We start from the raw sequence: 20,063 nt of genomic DNA on the forward strand, positions 1-20,063 counted from the left end.
CTTTGATGCTACAAATGCGACCAGCCGGCAGCGCAAATCCTTTCCACGCTTCCCGTTCGGGAAATCATTTCCACCCCGGAGCCTTCCAGAACATGGCCCACGGCATAGGCGGAAACCCCTTTTTCCCGCAAGGTTTCTTCGGTATCGTCCGAAGTAAAAAGCAAGCGGTAGTCTTCGCCGCCCCGCAGCCAGAACTCACGAACGTCCACTCCGTATTTTTCCGAAAGGCGAACCGCCCCCGGATGAACGGGAATTTTGCTTTCTTCAATGCGAATTTTCACCCCGGAAGAAAGCGCGAGGTGGTTCAATTCCGAGCTGAGGCCGTCCGAGAGGTCCACGCAACCGCCGGAGATTCCCGCGTGCACCAGATTCGCCCCGAATTTCTCGTCGATTTTCGGGCACAAGTGTTCAGACACGACGTCTTGGATTTCGGCATCTTCCTGCTTTCCGTGCAAAAAAGCCCACAGTCCCGCTCCGCTCGCCCCAATTGGACTCGAAACGAAGACGGTCTCCCCCGGCTTTGCCCCCGAACGGAGAAGCGGCTTCCCGACTGCACGACCGAGCATCGTAATCGAAAACAGGCCTTCGTCGGCAGAAACGATGTCGCCGCCGATAAGAGAAATTCCCCGTTTAGAAAATCCTTTGGAAAAGGCTTCCGCAATCCGCGCCCGAACGGACGCATCCCAATTTTTGTTCACGCAAATACCGAGAAGTGCTAACGCCGCTTCCCCGCCCATCGCCGAAATATCCGAGACATTGGAGACGATGCACTTTTCCACCGCCTGCTCCGGAGACGACCAGTCCAGACGGAAATGCGAATTTTCCGCCGACATATCCTTGGTCACAAGCCAGCCGTCAAAAATAGCGCAATCATCGCCGGCGCCGAGCCACAGGCGTTCCGAAGGAGACGCTTTGTCCATCGGGACATTATCCGAAAGAATCTGCCGTATAAAATCGAACTCCCCCAACGGGGGAAAATGCCAAGATGTTTTTTCCATTTGCTGTAAAGCTAAAATTTTTAGTTATTTTTTCACCCGTGGGACACATTTTTTTCATCTCTGACGACCCTGCGACGGATCTTTCGGAAATCGCCAATTGGACTCTCGATTGGATGCTTTCCCATGATATTTCCGCAGACACCGCCATCTACACGTGCAAAGGCATTGCGCAGGGCGAAAAGGCCCTGGACACTCCGCTATCCCAAGGCGAATCGCCAGCGCTCATCGTTCTCGACCACGCTTCTGCGCCGACAAAGGAATCCGTCCTCTTTGGGAAAAGGCTCCGAGACGCCATCCCGGAATCCTGGATTGTCGAACTGGTAGAAAAAGATTATCCCATCGACAGGGATTCTAACGAAGCGTTCCTATTGCCGAAACCCGTGAACAAAAATTCCTGGGACGAAGTCCTGCAATATGTTCTCGACGAAGCGACCACGCCGCAATGGTCGAATGCCACATTCAAGCCCTGAAACGCAAGAAGCCCGAATTCCGGCGGCGATATTCAAGGCCATCGCGCATCCAGAAATCTCTCCCTAAAAGGTTTTGCCCATGAAAAAAGGAATCGCCTATTTTGGCGTACGAAATCCGGAACGGATCATCGACGACCTGAACGAAATCCGCCGAGCGGGATTCAACTGCATTTTGCATACCTGGTCCGAAGAAGACGAGCAATACTACCCCGAAACGATGCGGCGCATCATCGACTTGTCCGCAGACGCCGGATTCACCGTCTATGCGAATCCCTGGGGAGTCGGACGGGTTTTCGGTGGCGAAGCGTATTCGGAACTCACCGCCCGGGATCATTCCCTCTGCCAGATTTCCCTGGACGGAAGTCCTTCTGTCGCAGCCTGCCCCAACCAGCCGAAGTTCCGCGCCTACATGCACCGCTGGATAGAAAGCGTCTGCAAATCCCGAGTCGAAACCATTTTTTGGGATGAGCCGCATTTCTACTTTGAAAAGGGAAAATTGGAAAACTGGGCGTGCCGCTGCCCTGCGTGCAAACAAAAATTCCGGGAACAGTTCGGCTGCGAAATGCCAGTGGCCCTAACCGAAGAGGTGAAAAAATTCCGGGAAGATTCCCTTGTCGATTTCCTTGCCGAAATGACAGCCGACGTGCACGCCCGCGGAAAAAGGAACTGCGTCTGCATGCTCCCGCCCTGGTTTCCCGCCGGACTTGACGACTGGGAACAAATCGCCAAGCTTCCCTCCGTCGATGAAATCGCCTGCGACCCTTACTGGGAGCGCGGGGATTCCGAAGAAAAAATCCGTTTGAATTACGCACAGATTTCCAAGCGCATTGCAAGCATCGCCAAAACATTCGGCAAAGAAGCGCAAATGTGGATTAAAAATTACCAGATTGAAAGCGGACGGGAAAACGACATCGCAATCGCTACTGAAGAAGCCCGCCGAGCGGGAATCCAAAACATCTTCGCCTGGTCCTTTAAAGGAAACGCTTACCTTTCCTGGCTTACGTCCGACAATCCCGAACAGGTTTGGAAAATCCAGTCGGAAGCGCTTCGGTAACTTTTGGAAGCGACCAACTATTAGTTCTCAGTTCCCAGTTCTAAGTTCTAAGTTCTAAGTTCCCAGTTCTAAGTTCTCAGTTCTAAGTTCCAACTCCCAACTCATAACTAACAACTGATAACTGACCACTAACAAATAGCCACTCTAATGAAAAGGTACCTATTCCGCGGAAACATTCACCTCGTCGGGATTTGTCACCCGAACTTCAATTCTGCGGTTCTGGCGTCTGCCGTCTTCGGTATCGTTCGACGCCTTGGGCCGGGAAAATCCGTAGCCGACCGCCGTCACGCGATCTTTGGAAATTCCCTTTTGAATCATATAATCCCGGACGCTGTTCGCGCGGTCTTCGGAGAGTTTCTGGTTAAATTCTTCGCCGCCCTCGGAACTCGTGTGCCCTTCGATTTCCACTTTTGCCTTGGCGTTCTTTTTGAGACCCGCAATCGTCTTGTCCAACGTCGAAAGCGACGAAGGCAAAAGCTCCGCACTTCCCGCCTTGAATGAAACGCCGTGCAATTCCGCACGGGTGTCGTCAAACGCCACATTCACCGAGCCGTAGCTAGCCTTCAAAGAAACATAAGGAGTCTTGCCGCATTCAAAAGCGCCCGTCAAACTTTCGCACAGAATCGTATAGGAGTCCTCGCGGGGAATCAAAAACGAAACTTCCCCGTAGCCATTCGTTTTCACGACAATCTTGTTTTTGGGTTTCTTCTCCCCGACAAAAGTCAAAGTCTTGTTCTTTTGCGGAACATCGTCGAAATTCGTATAAGAGATATTCAAAACCGCGTGCGTCTTGTTGGGAGCCAAATCTTTAGCAAAGGTCACAGAGAACGCCGCAGCAAGGAAAAGAGCAAAATGTTTCATTGTAAAATCTCCAAAGACGGGCGAAAAAATAGGAAAATTTTGAAATTGGGGAAGAGCGGGAAGAGGAGAGTTGGAAACGATTGGGGGAACTACGCCTTGTTGCTCAACCGTCGCACGAAATGGAAATTATATTTTCAATTAATAGTGTCCGCTAAAAGTTAATCAATTTCGTAGAAAAGTTATAAAAAAAGACGGTTCCCGATAATCGAGAGCCGTCACTTTTGGTATCGTTTTAAATAACCACAAATAAAAGGAACCAAAAGCAGTATGAAAGATAGCAACTTTAGCGGACAGCCGGTATTTTCCCAGATAATGAAGCTTATTCCCAAGAACCTTGTCCTGTCCCTATCTAGACAGAACGGCGGGGAACGCTATGTCAAGAAGTTCGATGCGTACCAGCATTTGCTTGTGCTCTTGTTTTCCGTCATGGAGCAGTACAAGTCCATCAATCAAATCTTGCTGGGGCTCGAAGCGGAATCGAGACGGCTAGTCCACGCCGGACTTACGGAGATCCCCAAAAGAAGCACATTCGCTGACGCGAACGGACGGAGACCGGCCGCGATATTCGAACGGCTCTACCATGAGTTGCACAAGAAGTACGAGCACTGTTTAGCGGACAGCCGGGACTATTTTTGGTCCAAAAGGCTTTATGTCATGGACTCGACGACTGTCTCCCTCTTCACCGACGTGATGAAGGGTGCCGGCAGGAACCCGAAGCTGGGCAAGAAGAAGGGCGGAGTCAAGGCGCACACCGTGATGAAGGATTCGTCTGGAGCGCCGGAGTTCGTCATCGTGACCCCGGCAGCGAAACATGACAGCACTGAACTCAAGAAAGTCAAGCTTCCCTCGGAATCATTTCTTGCTATAGACAGGGCATACATCGACTACAAGTTGTTCGAGAGCTTCTCCAAAAAGAAAACGACCTACGTGACCAGGATGAAGAAGAACCTCAAGTACGACCATGTGTCGGACAACCCCGTTTCAGACAACATACTTCGGGACGAGAATGTCCAATTTCATTTTGTCTCCCGCAAGAAGGAGCGAGTTCACAGGGCCCGCATAGTCGAACATTATGTCGAGGAGACGGGAAAGACATGGCGGCTGCTTACGAACAACAATGAACTTCCTGCCAAGGAAATAGTCGAAATTTATCGAAGACGCTGGCAGATAGAAACCTTCTACCGCAGTCTCAAGCAGAATTTTCCGCTTCATTTCTTTTACGGAGACAGCGAGAATGCGATCCGGATACAGATCTGGATAGTAATGATAGCTAACCTGCTGACAGCCATTGTTCGTGCGCAGACAAAAAGGAAGCTGAGTTTCTCCAGCACGGTTCTGCTGATACGCCAGTGTGCAACCTACTACGTAGACCTGTACAAACTCCTGGAATCTCCAATAAAGGCTGTAAGGGATGCATACGTCGGTGGACTCGCTCCACCGCAATCACAGCAGTCATTCCTGTCCCAACTGAACTGAAGGGGGCTCGTATTTTGAAACAAGTCCCGTTTTCCTTGAAAACGGGACGTTTTGGGGATTATGAATTCATGAATTAAAGTTTAGCGGATAACAATAATTTTCAACAGTCCACTTCCGAATTTCAAGCATGAATGAACTTTTCAAAAGGCCTATAATTATTAGGAGAGGCGATTCTATGAAATGGATAGACATGAACAAACTGGAAACCGCAATCATCTACGTGCAAAGAATTGCGGATGGCAACAATCCGGTGAACAATGTGCCTGTCGAGGCCGACAGCGTCCTTAATAATCCCCATGTGATTCGCTGTATGTATTTTGTAAAAGAAGTATTGGAAGAGGTCAAGTGCCATGGCGGTTATACAGGGAGCAAACTAAAGAAAGCGGACAAGCAGGCGTTTCCGATGGCGGCTCTTGCCGACTTCGCCTATCGAGAGGACTTGGCTATATCGAGGTTTGTAAAACAGATTAATGAATTCGTGGACGACAGGATTTATCAGAAATTGTCCTATAAGCCGATAACGCAGTGGCTTAAGTCTCATGGATTCTTAACCGAGGTATTCAACCAGGAATTTCAGAAAAACGTCACGATGCCAACGGGAAAAGGACGCCGGATTGGAATCCGGGCGGAAAGAATGGTCAATTTAAAGGGTACGGACTATATGTATGTAATTTACGGCAAACAAGCGCAGGAATATATAGTACAAAATATGGAAGCAATTTTACACAGCGAAGATGCCGAAACGAGCAATGCCCCCGAACGGGCAAACTAGCTCTAAAAATGGAAAGACAGAACCCGCGCACTCCCCGATGGCAAGGGCCCGCCCGGCGTCATGTCGAACCGTAGGCGTGGCAAACTTGACGCTCACAAAGATTACTTCACCCCTTAGGGGTTCGGGGCGACAGGAGCTATTTCGGCACCCAAGGACGGATCCGAACTAGCAAGAGAGACGGGAGGTGGCGTTGCATGAAGAACGATCTTTTTGGACCCATGACAAACAACTGCCTTTATCCACCCGCCCTGCTGTTTTCTTTAAGAACGACCGACTCCCTTTCGGGAATGCAAGTTAAAGCGGCAGTCTCGCCACTTGGCACAGCCTTTTCGAGCAGAAATGGAGTGTCGGATTTTGCGGAAAAATCTTTTGCATTCCTCCAGATTTCTGGACGGTCGGGAGACCGTCTTTCCTTGCACTGCCAGACTTTTAATGCTCGCAAAGATTGCTTCGTCTCCCCGACCCCCAATATGCATTCCGCCAGTCCGAACCCCAATGCGCATTCCGTCTCCCCAAACCCCAATATGCATTCCGCCAGTCCGAACCCCAATGCGCGTTCCGTCATTGCGAACCCCAAAGGGGTGAAGCAATCTTTGTCCGCATTCAGTGCTGCCTCGTTTCGTTCTCGCTTTGACGGGTGCCCTTTCGGGAATGCAAGTTAAAGCGGCGGTCTTGCCGCTTGGCGCTGCCTTTTCGAGCGGAAATGGAGTGTCGGATTTTGCGGAAAACTCTTCTGCATTCCTCCAGACTTCTGGACTGTCGGAAGACCGTCCTTCCTTGATTCCCCGAACAAAAAAAATCCCGGCGGACCGGGATTCCGTGGATAGTGGCGGATTCGGGTTAATCCACGCTGGGAGCGGGCGAACCGCCCTTCTTCCGCTTCCCCACCGTTTCGTTCATTTTGGCGATTTCGGTTTCCACGTGTCGGGAGAAGCCGCCGTAGCCCGCACCGTCCACCATCGCCATCGTGTTCAGGTAGGGGACGAGCCGGTCGTTTATCGCCGAGACGAGCGGCTTTTTGACGCTGGTCGCGCTTTCAACCTTGGACGAGGCCGCCTGCGTGTATTCCACGGACGTTTTGGAGAACGCCTCCTGCGCCGCGCGGATTTCCGCGAGGCTCTCCGCCACGCCGGGGAGGTTCTGGATGTCCGCAGCGTCCGCCTTGGCAAAGTCTTCCAGCATGCTCTTGATCAGGGCCGATTCCGCCGTATAGTTCGCGAAAGTAATCGACTTCCCGTATTTGGCGAATACCGTCAAAAGCCTCTGCGCCGAAGCCCTTTTCCCCGCGAGCGGAATCGCCGCATAGCCCTCCAGAAGCGTGCCGAGGCTTTTCACCGCGTTGTCGCGCACGGTGTCCGCCTCGTCCAGGCTGCTCACCGCCCTGTCCTGACGGATGGCCGCCGTGATTTTCGCCGAAAGGGCTTCCACCTCCGCCATCACGCCCGAAAGGAAGGCATCGCCATTCAGGCCAGATTCGTTCCTGTAGTGCGCCACAATCGAATCGGCAAGGCCGTTGATTTCGGCGATGCGAAGGGTACTGATCACTTTTTTCATTTTTACCTCCATAGGTTTTCGGCTTCCGTAAAAATTACGTTTGCCGGTTTTGTTTTTGGTTTGCGGGAAAACTACGTTCGTTCCCCTGCACTTGGGCGGTCTGCGGAATTATTACGTTTGCCGTCCAAACGTCTAGGCGGCCCGCGGAATTATTACGTTTGCCGTCCAAACGTCCAGGCGGCCTGCGGAATCATTACGTTTGCCGTCCCGGCTCTTGGGCGGCTTGCGGAATTATTACGTTTGCCGACCAGGCTCCGGGCGGCTCGCGGAATTACTACGTTTGCCGACCAAGCTCCCTAGCAGTGTGCATAGAAACTACGTTTCGTCGCCCTGAAGGGATTATAACTTAATAATCAACATTTTGTACAAATAAATTCATTCTTTTCCATTTTTTTACGAACCCACAAGGAGGGAGAACTTAGATATTCCCAACGACGGATTTCAAACATTCAGTTCTGTTGAAGAAATTCTGATTTGCAATACACCCACTCCCAACTCCCAACTCTAAACTCCCAACTCCGAATACTTACACCATTTCCTTCGCCATCAGCATCTCCTAATGTAAATGGAATCTCGCGGGTCGCCCGTTCTTTGTTCGGCTTCCCACATGTCGAAAATCCCGAAGCAGCTAAAATCCCACATTTGGAGTTCCGGATTGCTCAACATTTCATAAGTCTTCGAGAACATGAACTTCTTGTACGCATCCATAATCGGGAATCCGTACTTCTTGCTAATCATCTGCGAAACTTCGCGATCGTAGTAGTCAAGAATGAAAGGAAGGATTTTGTTCATTGTGACACCGCCTTAACAAATATAAGTTTTTGCAAAAATTGGCTGGATGCCTCACACAAAATACAATCCATTCCCTTTTGATCGATTATGCGACCTTTTTATCGTTTTAACTTAGCCAAGCTTTCAAAGGGCAGCAGTTCCCCATCGTTGGTGTCGTTGCGGAGGTCGTTGTATATGTTTCTGCAGTTGGCACAAATGCAGTGGAAATTCTGACGAACATTTTTTACCGGGCGCTTGCTCGGAAAAAAGTAATAGATGTTTTGAACACCACCGTAATTTAAGAACGTCAAATCAAAAACCTTTTCGTAATCGTAACCGCAGATTTCACACGCAGCACCCTTTTTCTTCACAAGATCCAGTTGAAGAGGCACTACCATGCTGTAATGATATGTTTTAGGGACGCTTTCCGTATTTGTTTCACACAAATTAGAAGCAAAATTCTTTTTCGCAGAGACAGTAAAAGCATTATAGAGAAAATTGACCCACAGCCATTCCAATTTCGTCCCGAGAGAGTCGTTCAGCACCATCCCCGAATGCCCCTCTTTCCATACATATCGAGGGAACGCCTTTTCGAGATCCCGAATACTGAGATGCACGCCCCGCTCCGTATCCACCAAGAAATCGGGCTGTATATTCACATAATAAGTCATCCGGCCCTTGCCAGACCAGTCTTCGTCATGATAAGGGTCGGACACGATCCTTCCGCTCATGACCACGCCGGTTTTCCCCTTGCCGACACGGAGCATAAAGAAGCGGTCCCCGCAGTGAACCTTTTCGTGCTCCCACACACTCCAGTTCAGCATGTAGTTTTGCGTATTTCGCGCTTCTTCCATGGCATTCTTGAAACGGTTCATGCTGTAGCTGGAAATTTCCGGATTCCATCTCAAAATGACGACGCTCATCGGGACCTCTTGTGGTTTTGGAGCCTACACAGGAAAGATACATCCATTTTAGCGTCAATTTTTGACATTTTATGATTTTCAGCGTATTTCATCCGCCAGTCCATAATCCTTTGAATTGTTTATACTATTTTTCTCCCTAGATGCTACGGGCTTTCGCTCTTGTTCTCTTGCGATGATTTTTATTTCAACGTTGATTGTATTTTCTAACATTTCGGGGCTGGCGACGCAGGGGATGCCTGCGCCATCACCTTGCTGTTGAAAGTGCTGCCGTTCTTGATTTTCGTGGGGATTTTCGCGTCGTTGATGTTCTGTAGCGGGTAAGTATGGATATAAATTTAATACACTGTATTGCTATTTTACTAATTTTTATATAAATCTTAGTAAAAAGGAGCGTTTTATGGGAACCACAATGCATACAATCAGCGCAAGAATCGATTCCAAGCTCAAAACGCAAGCCGAAACCCTGTTCGACCAGCTCGGGATGAACATGTCCACGGCAATAACCGTATTCTTGAAACAGGTCGTTCGTCTCCGCAAGATCCCTTTCGAGATTGCCCTTGACACTCCCAACGACGAGACTATCGCCGCCATAGCCGAAGCAAACAAAATCGCATCAGGAAAACGCAAGTCCAAATCCTACAAGAACGCAAACGCAATGATTAAGGACATCCTGGACGATTAATGGAAATCAAAACCACAGCAAAATTTCGGGCGATGCGCTCGTCACCTTGATGACGGTCTGGTGCATCACCTTCTCGATTGCTTCGGGGGCGGTCTCGTCAACGTAAACCGGAGCGGCATCGTCGTCACCGACAACGGAACGCCAGTCGCGGGCAAGGTCACTCTCCCTAACACAATTTCTAAAAAATGTCATCCTCAAACTTTTCGGCTCACACAAATCTTCGCGTTCGGCAATTCTTTCCGCAGATAGTTCAGCACCTGCAATATTCGCTTCCGAGCTAATCTTCGTAAAACAGCATTCTTGACGCGAGGAAAATAATCAATCACTCCGACGATTTTATCGCAATGCCGCAACTGATTGATAATTACCTTGACATCATTCTCTAGATTCGCTTTAAGAAGTTCACTTACCTTAATTTTTCGAACATAGTTGTTTACGTCAAACAATTCCCGTACATAACGATAATCAAGAATATCCCGGCATTTCCTGATTACATCAAAATTGGTTTCAACGATTTCTTTTCTATCCCAAAATACACCTAGTAGTTTGTATGTGCTTTTCATTTTATGCACTCCGCTTATACTTTTTGCTCAGTTTGTGATAATCGTCATATACGCGGTAATCAATGCCCATCATATTGAGTTTTCCCAAAGCAATCTCATCTTCCGGGCCATAAACAACAAATTTAGACGGCATCACTCGCAAGGTACTCGAGATAAAACGAAAGTCTAGCGGGTCTTCTTCTGCACATCCGAGGAATCCAGCGGCCCACATAATTCCTTTAGGCATGTTGTTTAGGTTTTCTGCTGAACGGGCATCGCCGGTCCGGAGGTTCGCCACAACCTTCACCCCGTTTACCGCCAAAACAGCCATAAACAACTGATGCAGCAACATTATTGCGTTTTGCCATTCCTCGTCCATATCACTGGTAACGGTTATATCTATTGTGACAACTCCTAAAAAACGCTTGTACTCAGGAATATCTTTAAGCACCTTCTTAAGTCTGGGATAAATGCGTTTATCCCCGCAATAAAAGCAAAGTAGCGTCTTTTTAGGATCCGCCACAAGGGTGTTTTTGCGAAAATCGTATGGAAGAACGAGTTCAGGATATTCATCCAAAAACATCTCTTTGCGCAGCAAAGGGAAACCCTTGCTGTTAAATTTTACCTCTTTGCGCTCCAAATACCGGATGTATTCTTCGGAAACTTTCAGCAAATCGATCAGATTTTCAACCATTTTTTAAACCTCTAAGATGCGGAATCCAAAAACATCGAATCCCTAGTTGACTTTTTAGCCGAGATATTGCTATCTTAAAGGTTCCTGACGCCTTGTTTGGATAGCAATATCTCGACAAGCGACTTGCCGGAGACGGTTCGCGTCGCCTTCCGGCATTTTTAATTTTCCCAGCGAACAATTCTCTTTTCGCATTCCTCCTTCAGCAATATTCGATTTTCTTCCATTAATGTGGTTAAATTCTCTACAGCCTCTTTTTTTGACAAGATATTTTTCTTAATCATGCATTCCAGTACATCCAACAAATCGAAAGAACGTATGTCATTTTTCTTTGCTACATCAAGCAAGTTCCTATCGGAAGACAATAAAGTGGCATTTGTTTTTTTCGCATGGAACAGCACTGAGCATCCCTCAATAGTAAGCAGGTTTCGTAAGGATGAATGGAATTCAAAAAATTTTTCAACATCCTTATCTATGCTATAGATTTTCAACTTTTGTGATTTCTCTAATTTTGCAAAAGTTCCCTTGCAAATAGTCTTTTTTATTGAGTTTAGCACAAAGTCCGTTGTACAAAATTCTCTTTCCACCGCCAATAACGTCTCCAATGAATTCACGGAGAGCATATTGAGAATAATACTTGCGTCTAATACTAGCGGCGTTCGGATCATTATAGAACAAGTTCCCTATGGATTTCGGCAACATCCTTGTTTAGCAAGCAAGCTGCTTTGGAAAGAGTTATCAGCCCTTTGCTATATGCTTTTCCCGCAAGACGCAACAGTTTATCTGAACATTCTTCGTGCCAATAATTTACTTCAACATTTGCCTTGTATTCGGGATTTTTACTCTTATAAATTCTATAGCCAATGTATCGTTTTTCGGGGATTATGCCACATTCCTTCATTTTATACATAACAGCATCAAACGATATTCCGTACCGCTTTTGCACGGAGCGAACTTCGCTAAAGACATAATTCGAAAGGTTTTCACCCAAAATCTCTTTCAATTCTTTTTCCGGCAGGAGCATTTCGGTAGCGAAACGATTACATAGGGATTCTTGCTCTTTTTCAGTAATCTTATTGTCAAACTTCAAGACAAGGTGTCCGAGTTCGTGCGATGCAGTCAATCGTTTGCGTTCGGAGAACTTCTTCTGGTAAGCAAGAACTATAGTGGGAATTTCGCCACAGACCATCGAGCTTAAACCATCAAAAGAATCCGGAGCATCTATTTCGATAACCTTTATGCCATGACTTTCAAAAAGGTCGATAACATTCGTTATTCCATTTTTACCAATACCCCATTTTTTTCGAAGATCCTCTGCCGCAGCGATAATATCGTTAATTGAGGAAACTTCATAGATAGGCAATTTTTCACTTGAAGATTCACCGCAGATTTCTTCTAACTCAATATAATTTTCAAGTCTGTCCGCAGTTTCTTGCTCTATCCGCCTAGTTTCTTTAACCGTGACACAGCTCTTCTTTCGGAAATGCACTGTTTCTAATTGAAAAGTTATTGGTCGCACAAAGTAGTCACACGATTTGCCCAATGCATTTGCAAGAGCGATTAGGTGAATACTGCTCGGCAGAATCTCGCCTTTTTCGTACCTAGAAATTGTCATCTTAGAAACGGGAGGATCCATGTTTTCACATAGTTTATCCATGGACCATCCCTTGGTAAGACGAGCATTTTTTAGTCTTGTAGCGAAATCAGTCAATGTGGACATAACAGACTCTCCGTGGAAGAAAACCGTTTAATGTTTTAAAACTGTATAATAATACCTGTTCCGAGGTCAATCGCCTTTATGGCATACTCTAAAATTTTTTCATAAACGGGTTTTAAAGCCGGACATGTTTCTTGTTGAAAGCGTTTTTCAATCCAGGTTTTTAATTTGACGCATTGTTCGACACAAAAAAAATCGTCCTCATCAAAATCCAATAATGACCCGCATAAATCATTGACTGGATTGATAAAATCAGCCTCAAGAAAATTCCAATATTCCCTATTGATGTCAAAGTCATAGAATTCAGCACGAGGATCGCCGTCTTCTGGAGCATCCGGTCGGTCGCCGTAATAATCGACACCTTCTAGTGTTTTAAATAGAATAACCCACATTACATTTCCTCCTTGCGTTTGATTTTGAAATGAGTCCTTTTGTCAGACTTTGTAAGCGTTCCGTCAAGCCTAAGCCATTTGCCGGATGCATTATCTTTTATCCGCAAATACCCGGCAACCATATCTGTTATAACAGTGTATTTTTCGCCTTCAAAATAAAATTTATAACCATTTTCATATGCTTTTGCATTTGGAGCATACTTTTCCACAATATCAACGATATTTACCTTTTCCTTTTTCCAGTTCTCATTAAACTTAGCCTCTCTTGCTTTACTTTTATTATATCTTTCTTGATCTATAGAACTGGATGGAACTTTTGTTTCGCAATAATACTTCGAAGCCTCGGAGTATATTTCTTTCGCATTCGACATTTCTGTCTCCTTTAAGAATTGGACTCCACAGGGAAGTCCGGTGGAACATTTTACGAATGTGCCCTCTCAAAGGTTCCTGACGCCTTGTTTGGACAGCGCACCCGCTCTATACGTTACAATATAGATAAATTTTGAACGAATGTAACGTTTCAGGCCAAAATTCTTCAAAAACAGCGTCTTTCTCAAAATACTTTGCTAAAAAACGCCATTTTCTCGTAAAGCCCCCTACACCGCCTCCATGGCTTTCAACAAATCTTCGTAACTGGCGACCTTGTGGTACTTTACGTCTTCGGTCGAGATTTCGTTGAAAAGGCGTTCGGCGCAGCGGATTTTGGCGGATTCGACAGGCTTGAGTTGCATGGAATCCATACTACCCTTGGTTTCTGCAACAAAGAAGATGTGCTTTACGGAATTCTTCTTGAAGGCAATTGCCCAATCCGGTGAGTAATTGCCTACAGGAGTGGGAATGTGAAATGCCCTCGGAAGTTTTGCATAGACGGCGACTTCATCGGCTTTTTCGAGTTCGCTTGCAAACTTGCCTTCGACACTTTCTTCCGGCTTCTTGGCGTAGCCATCGGTAAAAATATAGTCGGTAATATGCTTGCGCACAAGCATTGACTTTTCGAGGATTACATGCTTTTCGGCGGTAAAGATGTCGGTATTGTAGGTTTCGTCAATTAGCGAATAACCCACATGTTCCACAATCATGGTCGCCTTCTGTTCCTTAATGAGTTTCACCACATTCTTGATATACTCTTCGGGATTGTTTCGGAACATAAAGAGTTTGCCTTCGGTACGTTTCAAAATTTCTACGACGGTCTTGCGGGTAAGTGTCGCCCCCTTTGATATTTCTCCGACCAAATCGTACTTGACTGTTGATGAAGATATGGAACTCGCCTTTTTGCGAACAATTTTTGTACCGCCGAACTGATCGACTGCAGTCTGGTCTGCTTCGGTGATGACGTAGGTCAACTCGCTTACCATCAAGTTATCGTTTATACTTTTGACGGCCTTCTCAATGAGTTCATTGCTGTCATAATTCACCGTATAGACATACTTGTGGTTCAGTCGTTTCCAAAGTTCCTGAAATTCCTGTTTCTTGTAATTGGCGTTTAGAACGCTTTCGGGAACTTCGGTAGCGTTGCCGTCTTCGACCATCGTTTCGAGCGCAAGTTCCGTATCGAAAGTCGCCTGCACGAGTCTATGGATACTTGTTTCCATTCCGGCCAGTTTACCACCCATCGCAGCAAGCGTTCCGGCATCCTTGTGCATCTTGTATCTTTCGGTGATTCGCCCCTTTTCATCGACATAATCGTTGCTGTAAAGGTATGCAAATACAAGGCTTGCTTCGGCATCGGTCAGCGTATGCTTTTCACCACCGACCATTTCAATCGATTTTCCGAAGAAGTAATCCTTGTTGGCCAGCGTCGGCCTATCGCGAAGAGCTTCCCTGATTTCGGACTGCAAACCACTTACAAATGCGGCGTAATCTTCGTTAGCAATGACAGTCAGTTTGTTCAGGTTATGGATGTTTTCGCCCAAGACTTCCAAATCCTGACGATCACCATCCTGATTCACGCAAAGGCGTAACCCACGCCCCACCTCTTGCCTGCGGCGGACATTGGAACTAGCGTGGCGGAGCGTGCAAATCTGGAACACGTTCGGATTATCCCAGCCTTCCTGCAATGCGGAATGGCTAAAGATGAACCGCACGGGATTCCCAAAACTGAGCAGGAGTTCCTTATTCTTTAGAATAAGGTCGTAAGCGGAAACATCATCACTCATTCCGTCCAGTTTCTTTTCGGCCTTGCTATCGCAGGCGTGGCCTTTCTTGTCGATAGAGAAATATCCCTTATGCGTATCTTCGGCAGTAATCCCTTTTAGATACTTTTGATAATCGTCATCGAAAAAGGTCAGCTTTTCTGAAACGATATTGTTGTATTCTTCCTCGAACGTTTTCCAGAGGAAACCCTTGACCTCGTCATCGCCTTCATAGCTCTTGTAATTTGCGACTTCATCAATGAAAAACAGCGAAAGGCACTTGATTCCCTTCTTGAAAAGCTCTTCTTCTTTTTTGAAGTGGGCTTCGATGGTTTCGCGGATTTGCAAACGCTGCATCGTCTTTGCATCCGTATCGTTTACGACTTGGCCCTTGTAAATTACTTTACCGTTAGTAAAAACAACCTGGTTTGCGAGCGGATCGATTTCCGCAATGGTGAAGCCGTCATACGCATTGGTCCCGCTAGCAACGGAAAGCTTATCGCCATATTCAAACTTGCGATATTCCCGGCTGATTCCCGAACCCTTCTTGACTTCAAGTTGAATTTTTGCAACAGGAGCCTTTTTCGGATCTAGGATAATATCGTCTAGATACAAATATGCCGCCGTTCCCGCCAAGTTTTTTGCAGTCAGCGTCTTGACCTGGATTTTCTTCACGAGTTTTTGGCGGTAGGCGTCAAGAGCGTCCAGGGCATAGATAAGATTGTGCTGGACCTTATGCGTTGCAGAATAATTCAAGATGAACAGCGGCTTGAACGTCTGCATAGTCTTCTGGGTGACAGTTCCTTCAAGTTTCTGAGGTTCATCCAGAATGACAATCGGGTGGTTTGCCGCCAGCACGTCAATGGGCCTACGGCTCCCGAATTCATCGCGCCTGTCAAAAATTTTCCTGTTCGCTTCGGGAATTTTCTTGCCTTCGGCAATTTTCTTCTTGTAATCTTCTTCGTTGAACGATGATGCAAACGCCTGAGCGTTAATAATCATTACATTGATGCCGGCATCGCTCGAATAGGAATCAATCTGCTGCAAATGGTCGCTGTTGTAGATGAAATAGCGGGCCTTTTTGCCGTAATATTCCATAAAATGGTCTTCAAGCGTCTGGAAACTCTTATAAACGCCTTCGCGAATCGCCTTACTCGGCACAATAACTATGAACTTGCTCCAGCCATACCGCTTGTTGAGTTCGAACATGGTCTTGAGATACACGTAAGTCTTGCCTGTACCCGTTTCCATTTCGATATCGAGGCGGCAAGCTTCCACGCCGGACTTTACGATGCTTGCAGAGCGCTTGATGTCGCAGATATCCTGCGACTTGTGGATGTTTGCGAGCAGTTCGCTTTCGGAAAGTTCGATATCGTGGTTACGGAAGCCTGCTTCATCCTGATCGAATACGTTTACTTGACCTTTGCGCTTGCCCAAGTCACGGCGATAAACGGTATTGTCATAGCAAGGTTGCCCCGCAAAAACGTTTACGGTATTTTCGACAGCATCGGTTTGGTATTGCTGAATCTTGAACTTGAATTTCATTTGTTTACAGTTTCACTAGAGAAAAGGTGTGTAATAAATGGGAAGGCATGTTACGGGACCATCTTTTTGATAATCCTTCGTATAAAGCAAAATTCTTTCGCCAATCCGCGACGAAAACTTTTCGCAGAACATATCAAGGGATTTATGAGTCTTGTAACCGGACGATTTTACTTCGATAGGAACAATCTTCTTGCCCTTGGTAAGAAGAAAATCAATTTCGTAATTGTGCTTATTTTCCGTAGGGAATGTGTAATAGAAGACTTCGTAGCCCTTCGTTTTCAACATCTGTGCAACAAGGTTTTCATAGACATAGCCCATATTGGACTCTAACTTATCTGAAAGTAGTTTTCTATAAATTTCGTTTTCCGTATATAATTTATCCTTAAAAGCGAGAGTTACAAACAGGCCTGTATCCGCAAGAAACATCTTGTAAACGTTGAAATCAGCGAACATTCCCATGCCTACTTGAGGGTCGTTCGCGTGATGAGCGATTGTCACCGTCTTACTACTTTCTATTTCTGCAATCAGCTCTTTGGTCTTATCTGAACTTTGTCGTTTGATAGTCTTTCCGAACTGATATCTCGATGCGTTGCTATTCAACTGGGCTGGGATTGCCGAAAAAATTTTGGACGCACGGCCAGACGGATCAATACGGAAAAAATCCGATTCATAAATTTCAAGAATTCCACGTTTGACTTCATCCACCGCACTCATGTCATTCGATTGAAGATAAGCTTCTACCGCTTGTGGCATACCCCCAACCAGCATATAGAGTCGGAGGTCTCGCATCCAGCGACGATGCACCGCCTCGCCCATAGGCCGCTTCATCATGAAAGCCTCATGCATCTGTCCAGGAGATACCGTGTTTCCGATAGCCCAGTAGAATTCTTCAAAATCAAGGGGATAAAGCGTTTCGGCATGTTCTTCACTCGGGATTACAATTCCCTTGATGTTTTTCTTCAGCGACAATAGGGAGCCGGTTTCGATATAGTCGTAACGACCATCCTTCACCAAATGCTTTATAGCCTGCCTTGCCAGAGGCTGCATCTGCACTTCATCAAAAATAATGACGGATTCACGCTTGTGCAAAGATACCCCGAAAATGTTCTGCAGACGCAAGAAGAAAAAGTCCAAATCCATCATGTTGCTAAAAAGGTCGTCGATTTCCTTGGATTTTCTTGAAAAATCCACTAGAATGTAGGATTTATACTCCCTTTTCGCGAATTCTTCTACCAGTGTAGATTTGCCAACACGGCGAGCCCCTTTCAATAGCAAGGCCGTTTTCCCGGGACGCTTGTTTTTCCACTGGAGCATGGTTGCATACATCTTACGTTTAAAGATCATTTCTAGCCTCTTTTTTGCCTAAAATACACACATTTTACAGAAATCGCAAAATGTTTTAGTCGTAAAACTGCACAAATCGCAAAATATTTTAAGCAAAAATCAATCATTTTCGCAAAATGTTCAGCTAGATAACCTTGCGTTTGGTGGAGGGGCTGTAGTGGACAAAGAGTTGTTCGAAGTTGTCGAGAACCTTGTCGCCTCCGAGACCAATATTACGCATATAGAAGTAGTAGGGTTTGTCGCTATCGGGAACATCGATGACAGACTTGATGAGCTTTTCGGTGATTCCTTCATCAAAACAGGCAACAAGGTAATTGCCGTTTACGAAATAGACGGTCTTTCCCTCGATTGAGCGTTCTTCAATCTTGCTTGAGAGCGGCAGGTTGCATTCGGGCATGACCTGGAACAACAAGTCCAGCGGGGTGCGATCTTCCTTGACGTTATCGACGTCGAATATGTCCGCGCTGGTGGTTTCGGCGGGGGAATAGAAAACGTCCTTCATGTTGCTATCGGCGAGTTTTAGAACGCGGAAGCCGATGTCGAGTTTGTAGTTGTCAGTTTTTAGTTGGGAGTTCTGCGTCATTGCGAGCGAGGCGCGGCAATCTATTGCAGAGTCTTTGGATTGCTTCGTCGTTTCACTCCTCGCAATGACAGCGGACGTTTCGTTATTCGCAATGATGTCGTCCATAATCTTCTTGCCGGCACGGCGGATGCGCTCCTTGCCAATTTCGCAGATATTTTTGTAACCAGCCTTGTAGGCCTCGGAGTCACCTGCAGTCACTTCGGGTAACTGAACGCAGACGAATTTACGATTGCCATTATCTTCTGCATTGAGTTGCATTACGGCGTGAGCTGTTGTTGCTGAACCGGAGAAGAAATCAAGAATGATTGAGTCTTCTTTTGTTGCAAGTAAAAGGATTTTTTTAAGTAGGTTGATTGGCTTTGGCGTATCAAAAAAATTGTCTCCAAAAAGTTCTAGAATTTCCTTTTTTCCTTCTTTATTTGTGGCAACATTATCCCAATAATTTGAAGTTGGTTGTCCCTTGCTGTCTTTGGCATACATAACTCTTTGCGGGACGGCGGACCCATCTTTTCCGAAATATACCAATCCTTTTTCAACAAGTTTTGTATAGCTGCTTTCGGGATAAGCCCAAAGTCTAGTGTGATTTTTGCCTGAAGGAGTTGTAATTGTATAGGTGTAACCTCCTCCATTTAGCCCCTTTGATACTGTTAATGGAACGGGTCTCCATTTTCCTAATGGAAAAGCTTCTGTCGGGTCATTGTATGATTTTGATATGTATTCGGCTGATAAAGGTTCTAAAGAAAGAGTGGCGTCACCCCTTCCGTAACATAGAACATATTCCCCTTGTATAGCGACATTGTTTGAATCGTTCGATATTTCTTTTTTTCTTTTCCATGCAAAATTAGCGATGAAATTTAATGCCCCAAACACTTCATCACATATCTTTTTCAAATTTTCCTGTTCATTATCATCAATAGAAATAAATATCACGCCGTCATCGCTAAGCAAATTTCTGGCGACTTTCAGGCGCGGGTACATCATGTTGAGCCAGTCGGTATGGAAACGGCCATTGCTTTCGGTATTCTTCTCGAAGTTCTGCAAAAGCATGTTTCCGTCTTCGTCATACATTCCGCTCTTCGATTGGAACGATTCCGTATCTTCCTTGAAGTCGTCGTTATACACAAAATCGTTGCCCGTGTTGTAAGGCGGGTCAATGTAAATCATCTTGATTTTACCAAGGTAATTCTCTTGCAGCAACTTGAGCACTTCGAGGTTATCGCCTTCGATGTAAAGATTCTGCGTGTTGTCAAAATCCACAGATTCTTCCTTGCAGGGTCGCAGCGTCATGTTGGTGGGAGCATTTGCATTGTGAATCGCCTCGCGCTTGCCGGGCCAAGTAAACTGGTAACGTTCTTCGCCTTCGCCAATGGTGGCATGGCTCAGGTTTTCCTGCAATTTTTCAAAGTCAATGGCAACTTTCACCTTGCCGTCTTCGCCAACGGTTTCGGTGATGCATTCCGGGAATAGGCACCCGATTTTCTTGATGTTTTCGTTTACCATATCAAGGCTGTGCATGGTTGCTTTTTCCATTTTAGTTGTTCCTTATTTTAAAATTC

General features: G+C 46.2%; 21 protein-coding genes. 6 read left to right on the top strand and 15 right to left on the bottom strand.

The features are described 5' to 3' along the window. Nucleotides 1-8: 8 nt before the first annotated feature. A complete protein-coding gene (gene thiL / locus BGX14_RS02645; protein ID WP_073302207.1) occupies nucleotides 9-998 on the bottom strand; it encodes a thiamine-phosphate kinase in 990 nt (329 codons plus the stop codon). A gap of 38 nt (nucleotides 999-1,036) precedes the next feature. Between thiL and BGX14_RS02650 the strand changes: the two genes are divergently transcribed. Then, nucleotides 1,037-1,468: a hypothetical protein gene (locus BGX14_RS02650; RefSeq protein WP_073302209.1), complete on the top strand. Its 432-nt coding sequence runs from the start codon at nucleotides 1,037-1,039 to the stop codon at nucleotides 1,466-1,468. 79 nt (nucleotides 1,469-1,547) lie between these two features. Further along, entirely contained in the window at nucleotides 1,548-2,522 is a 975-nt protein-coding gene (locus tag BGX14_RS02655) for a hypothetical protein (RefSeq protein WP_095878985.1), read from the top strand. Between the two features lie 159 nt (nucleotides 2,523-2,681). Here the strand turns inward: BGX14_RS02655 and BGX14_RS02660 are convergent, their stop codons facing one another. Next, nucleotides 2,682-3,383 (bottom strand): OmpA family protein, encoded by a 702-nt coding sequence (locus BGX14_RS02660; protein WP_073302213.1) that lies wholly within the window; start codon nucleotides 3,381-3,383, stop codon nucleotides 2,682-2,684. Nucleotides 3,384-3,650: 267 nt separating this feature from the next. Here BGX14_RS02660 and BGX14_RS02665 point away from each other — a divergent pair, with 267 nt between their 5' ends. From BGX14_RS02665 to BGX14_RS02675, 3 genes are all read left to right on the top strand, one after another. Then, on the top strand, nucleotides 3,651-4,859 hold the full coding sequence (locus BGX14_RS02665) for an IS4 family transposase (protein ID WP_095878730.1): 1,209 nt from the start codon (nucleotides 3,651-3,653) through the stop codon (nucleotides 4,857-4,859). Between the two features lie 175 nt (nucleotides 4,860-5,034). Then, on the top strand, nucleotides 5,035-5,631 hold the full coding sequence (locus BGX14_RS02670; RefSeq protein WP_143159292.1) for a hypothetical protein: 597 nt from the start codon (nucleotides 5,035-5,037) through the stop codon (nucleotides 5,629-5,631). 218 nt (nucleotides 5,632-5,849) lie between these two features. After that, nucleotides 5,850-6,293: a hypothetical protein gene (locus BGX14_RS02675; protein ID WP_073302217.1), complete on the top strand. Its 444-nt coding sequence runs from the start codon at nucleotides 5,850-5,852 to the stop codon at nucleotides 6,291-6,293. 178 nt (nucleotides 6,294-6,471) lie between these two features. On the opposite strand, the gene BGX14_RS02680 is transcribed toward BGX14_RS02675, so the two are convergent. From BGX14_RS02680 to BGX14_RS02695, 3 genes are all read right to left on the bottom strand, one after another. After that, nucleotides 6,472-7,185, bottom strand: a complete 714-nt coding sequence (locus tag BGX14_RS02680) for a DUF6261 family protein (protein ID WP_073302269.1) — start codon at nucleotides 7,183-7,185, stop codon at nucleotides 6,472-6,474. Between the two features lie 546 nt (nucleotides 7,186-7,731). Then, the gene (locus tag BGX14_RS02690) at nucleotides 7,732-7,977 is read right to left on the bottom strand and encodes a hypothetical protein (protein ID WP_095878986.1); all 246 of its coding nucleotides are present in this window, start codon (nucleotides 7,975-7,977) and stop codon (nucleotides 7,732-7,734) included. Between the two features lie 98 nt (nucleotides 7,978-8,075). Next, nucleotides 8,076-8,879: a hypothetical protein gene (locus BGX14_RS02695; protein WP_073302223.1), complete on the bottom strand. Its 804-nt coding sequence runs from the start codon at nucleotides 8,877-8,879 to the stop codon at nucleotides 8,076-8,078. Nucleotides 8,880-9,276: 397 nt separating this feature from the next. On the opposite strand from BGX14_RS02695, the gene BGX14_RS02700 reads away from it, so the two are divergent. Next, the gene (locus tag BGX14_RS02700) at nucleotides 9,277-9,561 is read left to right on the top strand and encodes a type II toxin-antitoxin system RelB/DinJ family antitoxin (protein ID WP_083545590.1); all 285 of its coding nucleotides are present in this window, start codon (nucleotides 9,277-9,279) and stop codon (nucleotides 9,559-9,561) included. 6 nt (nucleotides 9,562-9,567) lie between these two features. Here the strand turns inward: BGX14_RS02700 and BGX14_RS02705 are convergent, their stop codons facing one another. From BGX14_RS02705 to BGX14_RS02750, 10 genes are all read right to left on the bottom strand, one after another. After that, nucleotides 9,568-9,753, bottom strand: a complete 186-nt coding sequence (locus BGX14_RS02705) for a hypothetical protein (protein ID WP_073302225.1) — start codon at nucleotides 9,751-9,753, stop codon at nucleotides 9,568-9,570. A gap of 2 nt (nucleotides 9,754-9,755) precedes the next feature. Continuing rightward, entirely contained in the window at nucleotides 9,756-10,124 is a 369-nt protein-coding gene (locus tag BGX14_RS02710; RefSeq protein WP_143159294.1) for a hypothetical protein, read from the bottom strand. A 1-nt stretch (nucleotide 10,125) separates the two neighbouring features. Then, complete coding sequence (locus BGX14_RS02715; RefSeq protein ID WP_095878987.1) at nucleotides 10,126-10,797, bottom strand: DUF4417 domain-containing protein; 672 nt, start codon at nucleotides 10,795-10,797, stop codon at nucleotides 10,126-10,128. A 158-nt stretch (nucleotides 10,798-10,955) separates the two neighbouring features. Then, entirely contained in the window at nucleotides 10,956-11,387 is a 432-nt protein-coding gene (locus BGX14_RS02720) for a hypothetical protein (RefSeq protein ID WP_158223206.1), read from the bottom strand. Between the two features lie 74 nt (nucleotides 11,388-11,461). Continuing rightward, nucleotides 11,462-12,514: an XRE family transcriptional regulator gene (locus BGX14_RS02725; protein ID WP_073302231.1), complete on the bottom strand. Its 1,053-nt coding sequence runs from the start codon at nucleotides 12,512-12,514 to the stop codon at nucleotides 11,462-11,464. Between the two features lie 35 nt (nucleotides 12,515-12,549). Beyond that, entirely contained in the window at nucleotides 12,550-12,903 is a 354-nt protein-coding gene (locus BGX14_RS02730; RefSeq protein ID WP_095878989.1) for a hypothetical protein, read from the bottom strand. Next, complete coding sequence (locus tag BGX14_RS02735; protein WP_095878990.1) at nucleotides 12,903-13,274, bottom strand: hypothetical protein; 372 nt, start codon at nucleotides 13,272-13,274, stop codon at nucleotides 12,903-12,905. The genes BGX14_RS02730 and BGX14_RS02735 overlap by 1 nt, the downstream gene beginning before the upstream one ends. 225 nt (nucleotides 13,275-13,499) lie before the next feature. After that, entirely contained in the window at nucleotides 13,500-16,580 is a 3,081-nt protein-coding gene (locus tag BGX14_RS02740) for a type III restriction-modification system endonuclease (RefSeq protein ID WP_095878991.1), read from the bottom strand. A gap of 15 nt (nucleotides 16,581-16,595) precedes the next feature. Further along, complete coding sequence (locus tag BGX14_RS02745; RefSeq protein ID WP_095878992.1) at nucleotides 16,596-17,924, bottom strand: ATP-binding protein; 1,329 nt, start codon at nucleotides 17,922-17,924, stop codon at nucleotides 16,596-16,598. A 124-nt stretch (nucleotides 17,925-18,048) separates the two neighbouring features. Continuing rightward, the gene (locus BGX14_RS02750; protein ID WP_095878993.1) at nucleotides 18,049-20,037 is read right to left on the bottom strand and encodes a site-specific DNA-methyltransferase; all 1,989 of its coding nucleotides are present in this window, start codon (nucleotides 20,035-20,037) and stop codon (nucleotides 18,049-18,051) included. Between the last annotated feature and the right edge of the window lie 26 nt (nucleotides 20,038-20,063).

This window comes from Fibrobacter sp. UWS1, from assembly GCF_002300445.1.
Lineage (GTDB): Bacteria > Fibrobacterota > Fibrobacteria > Fibrobacterales > Fibrobacteraceae > Hallerella > Hallerella intestinalis.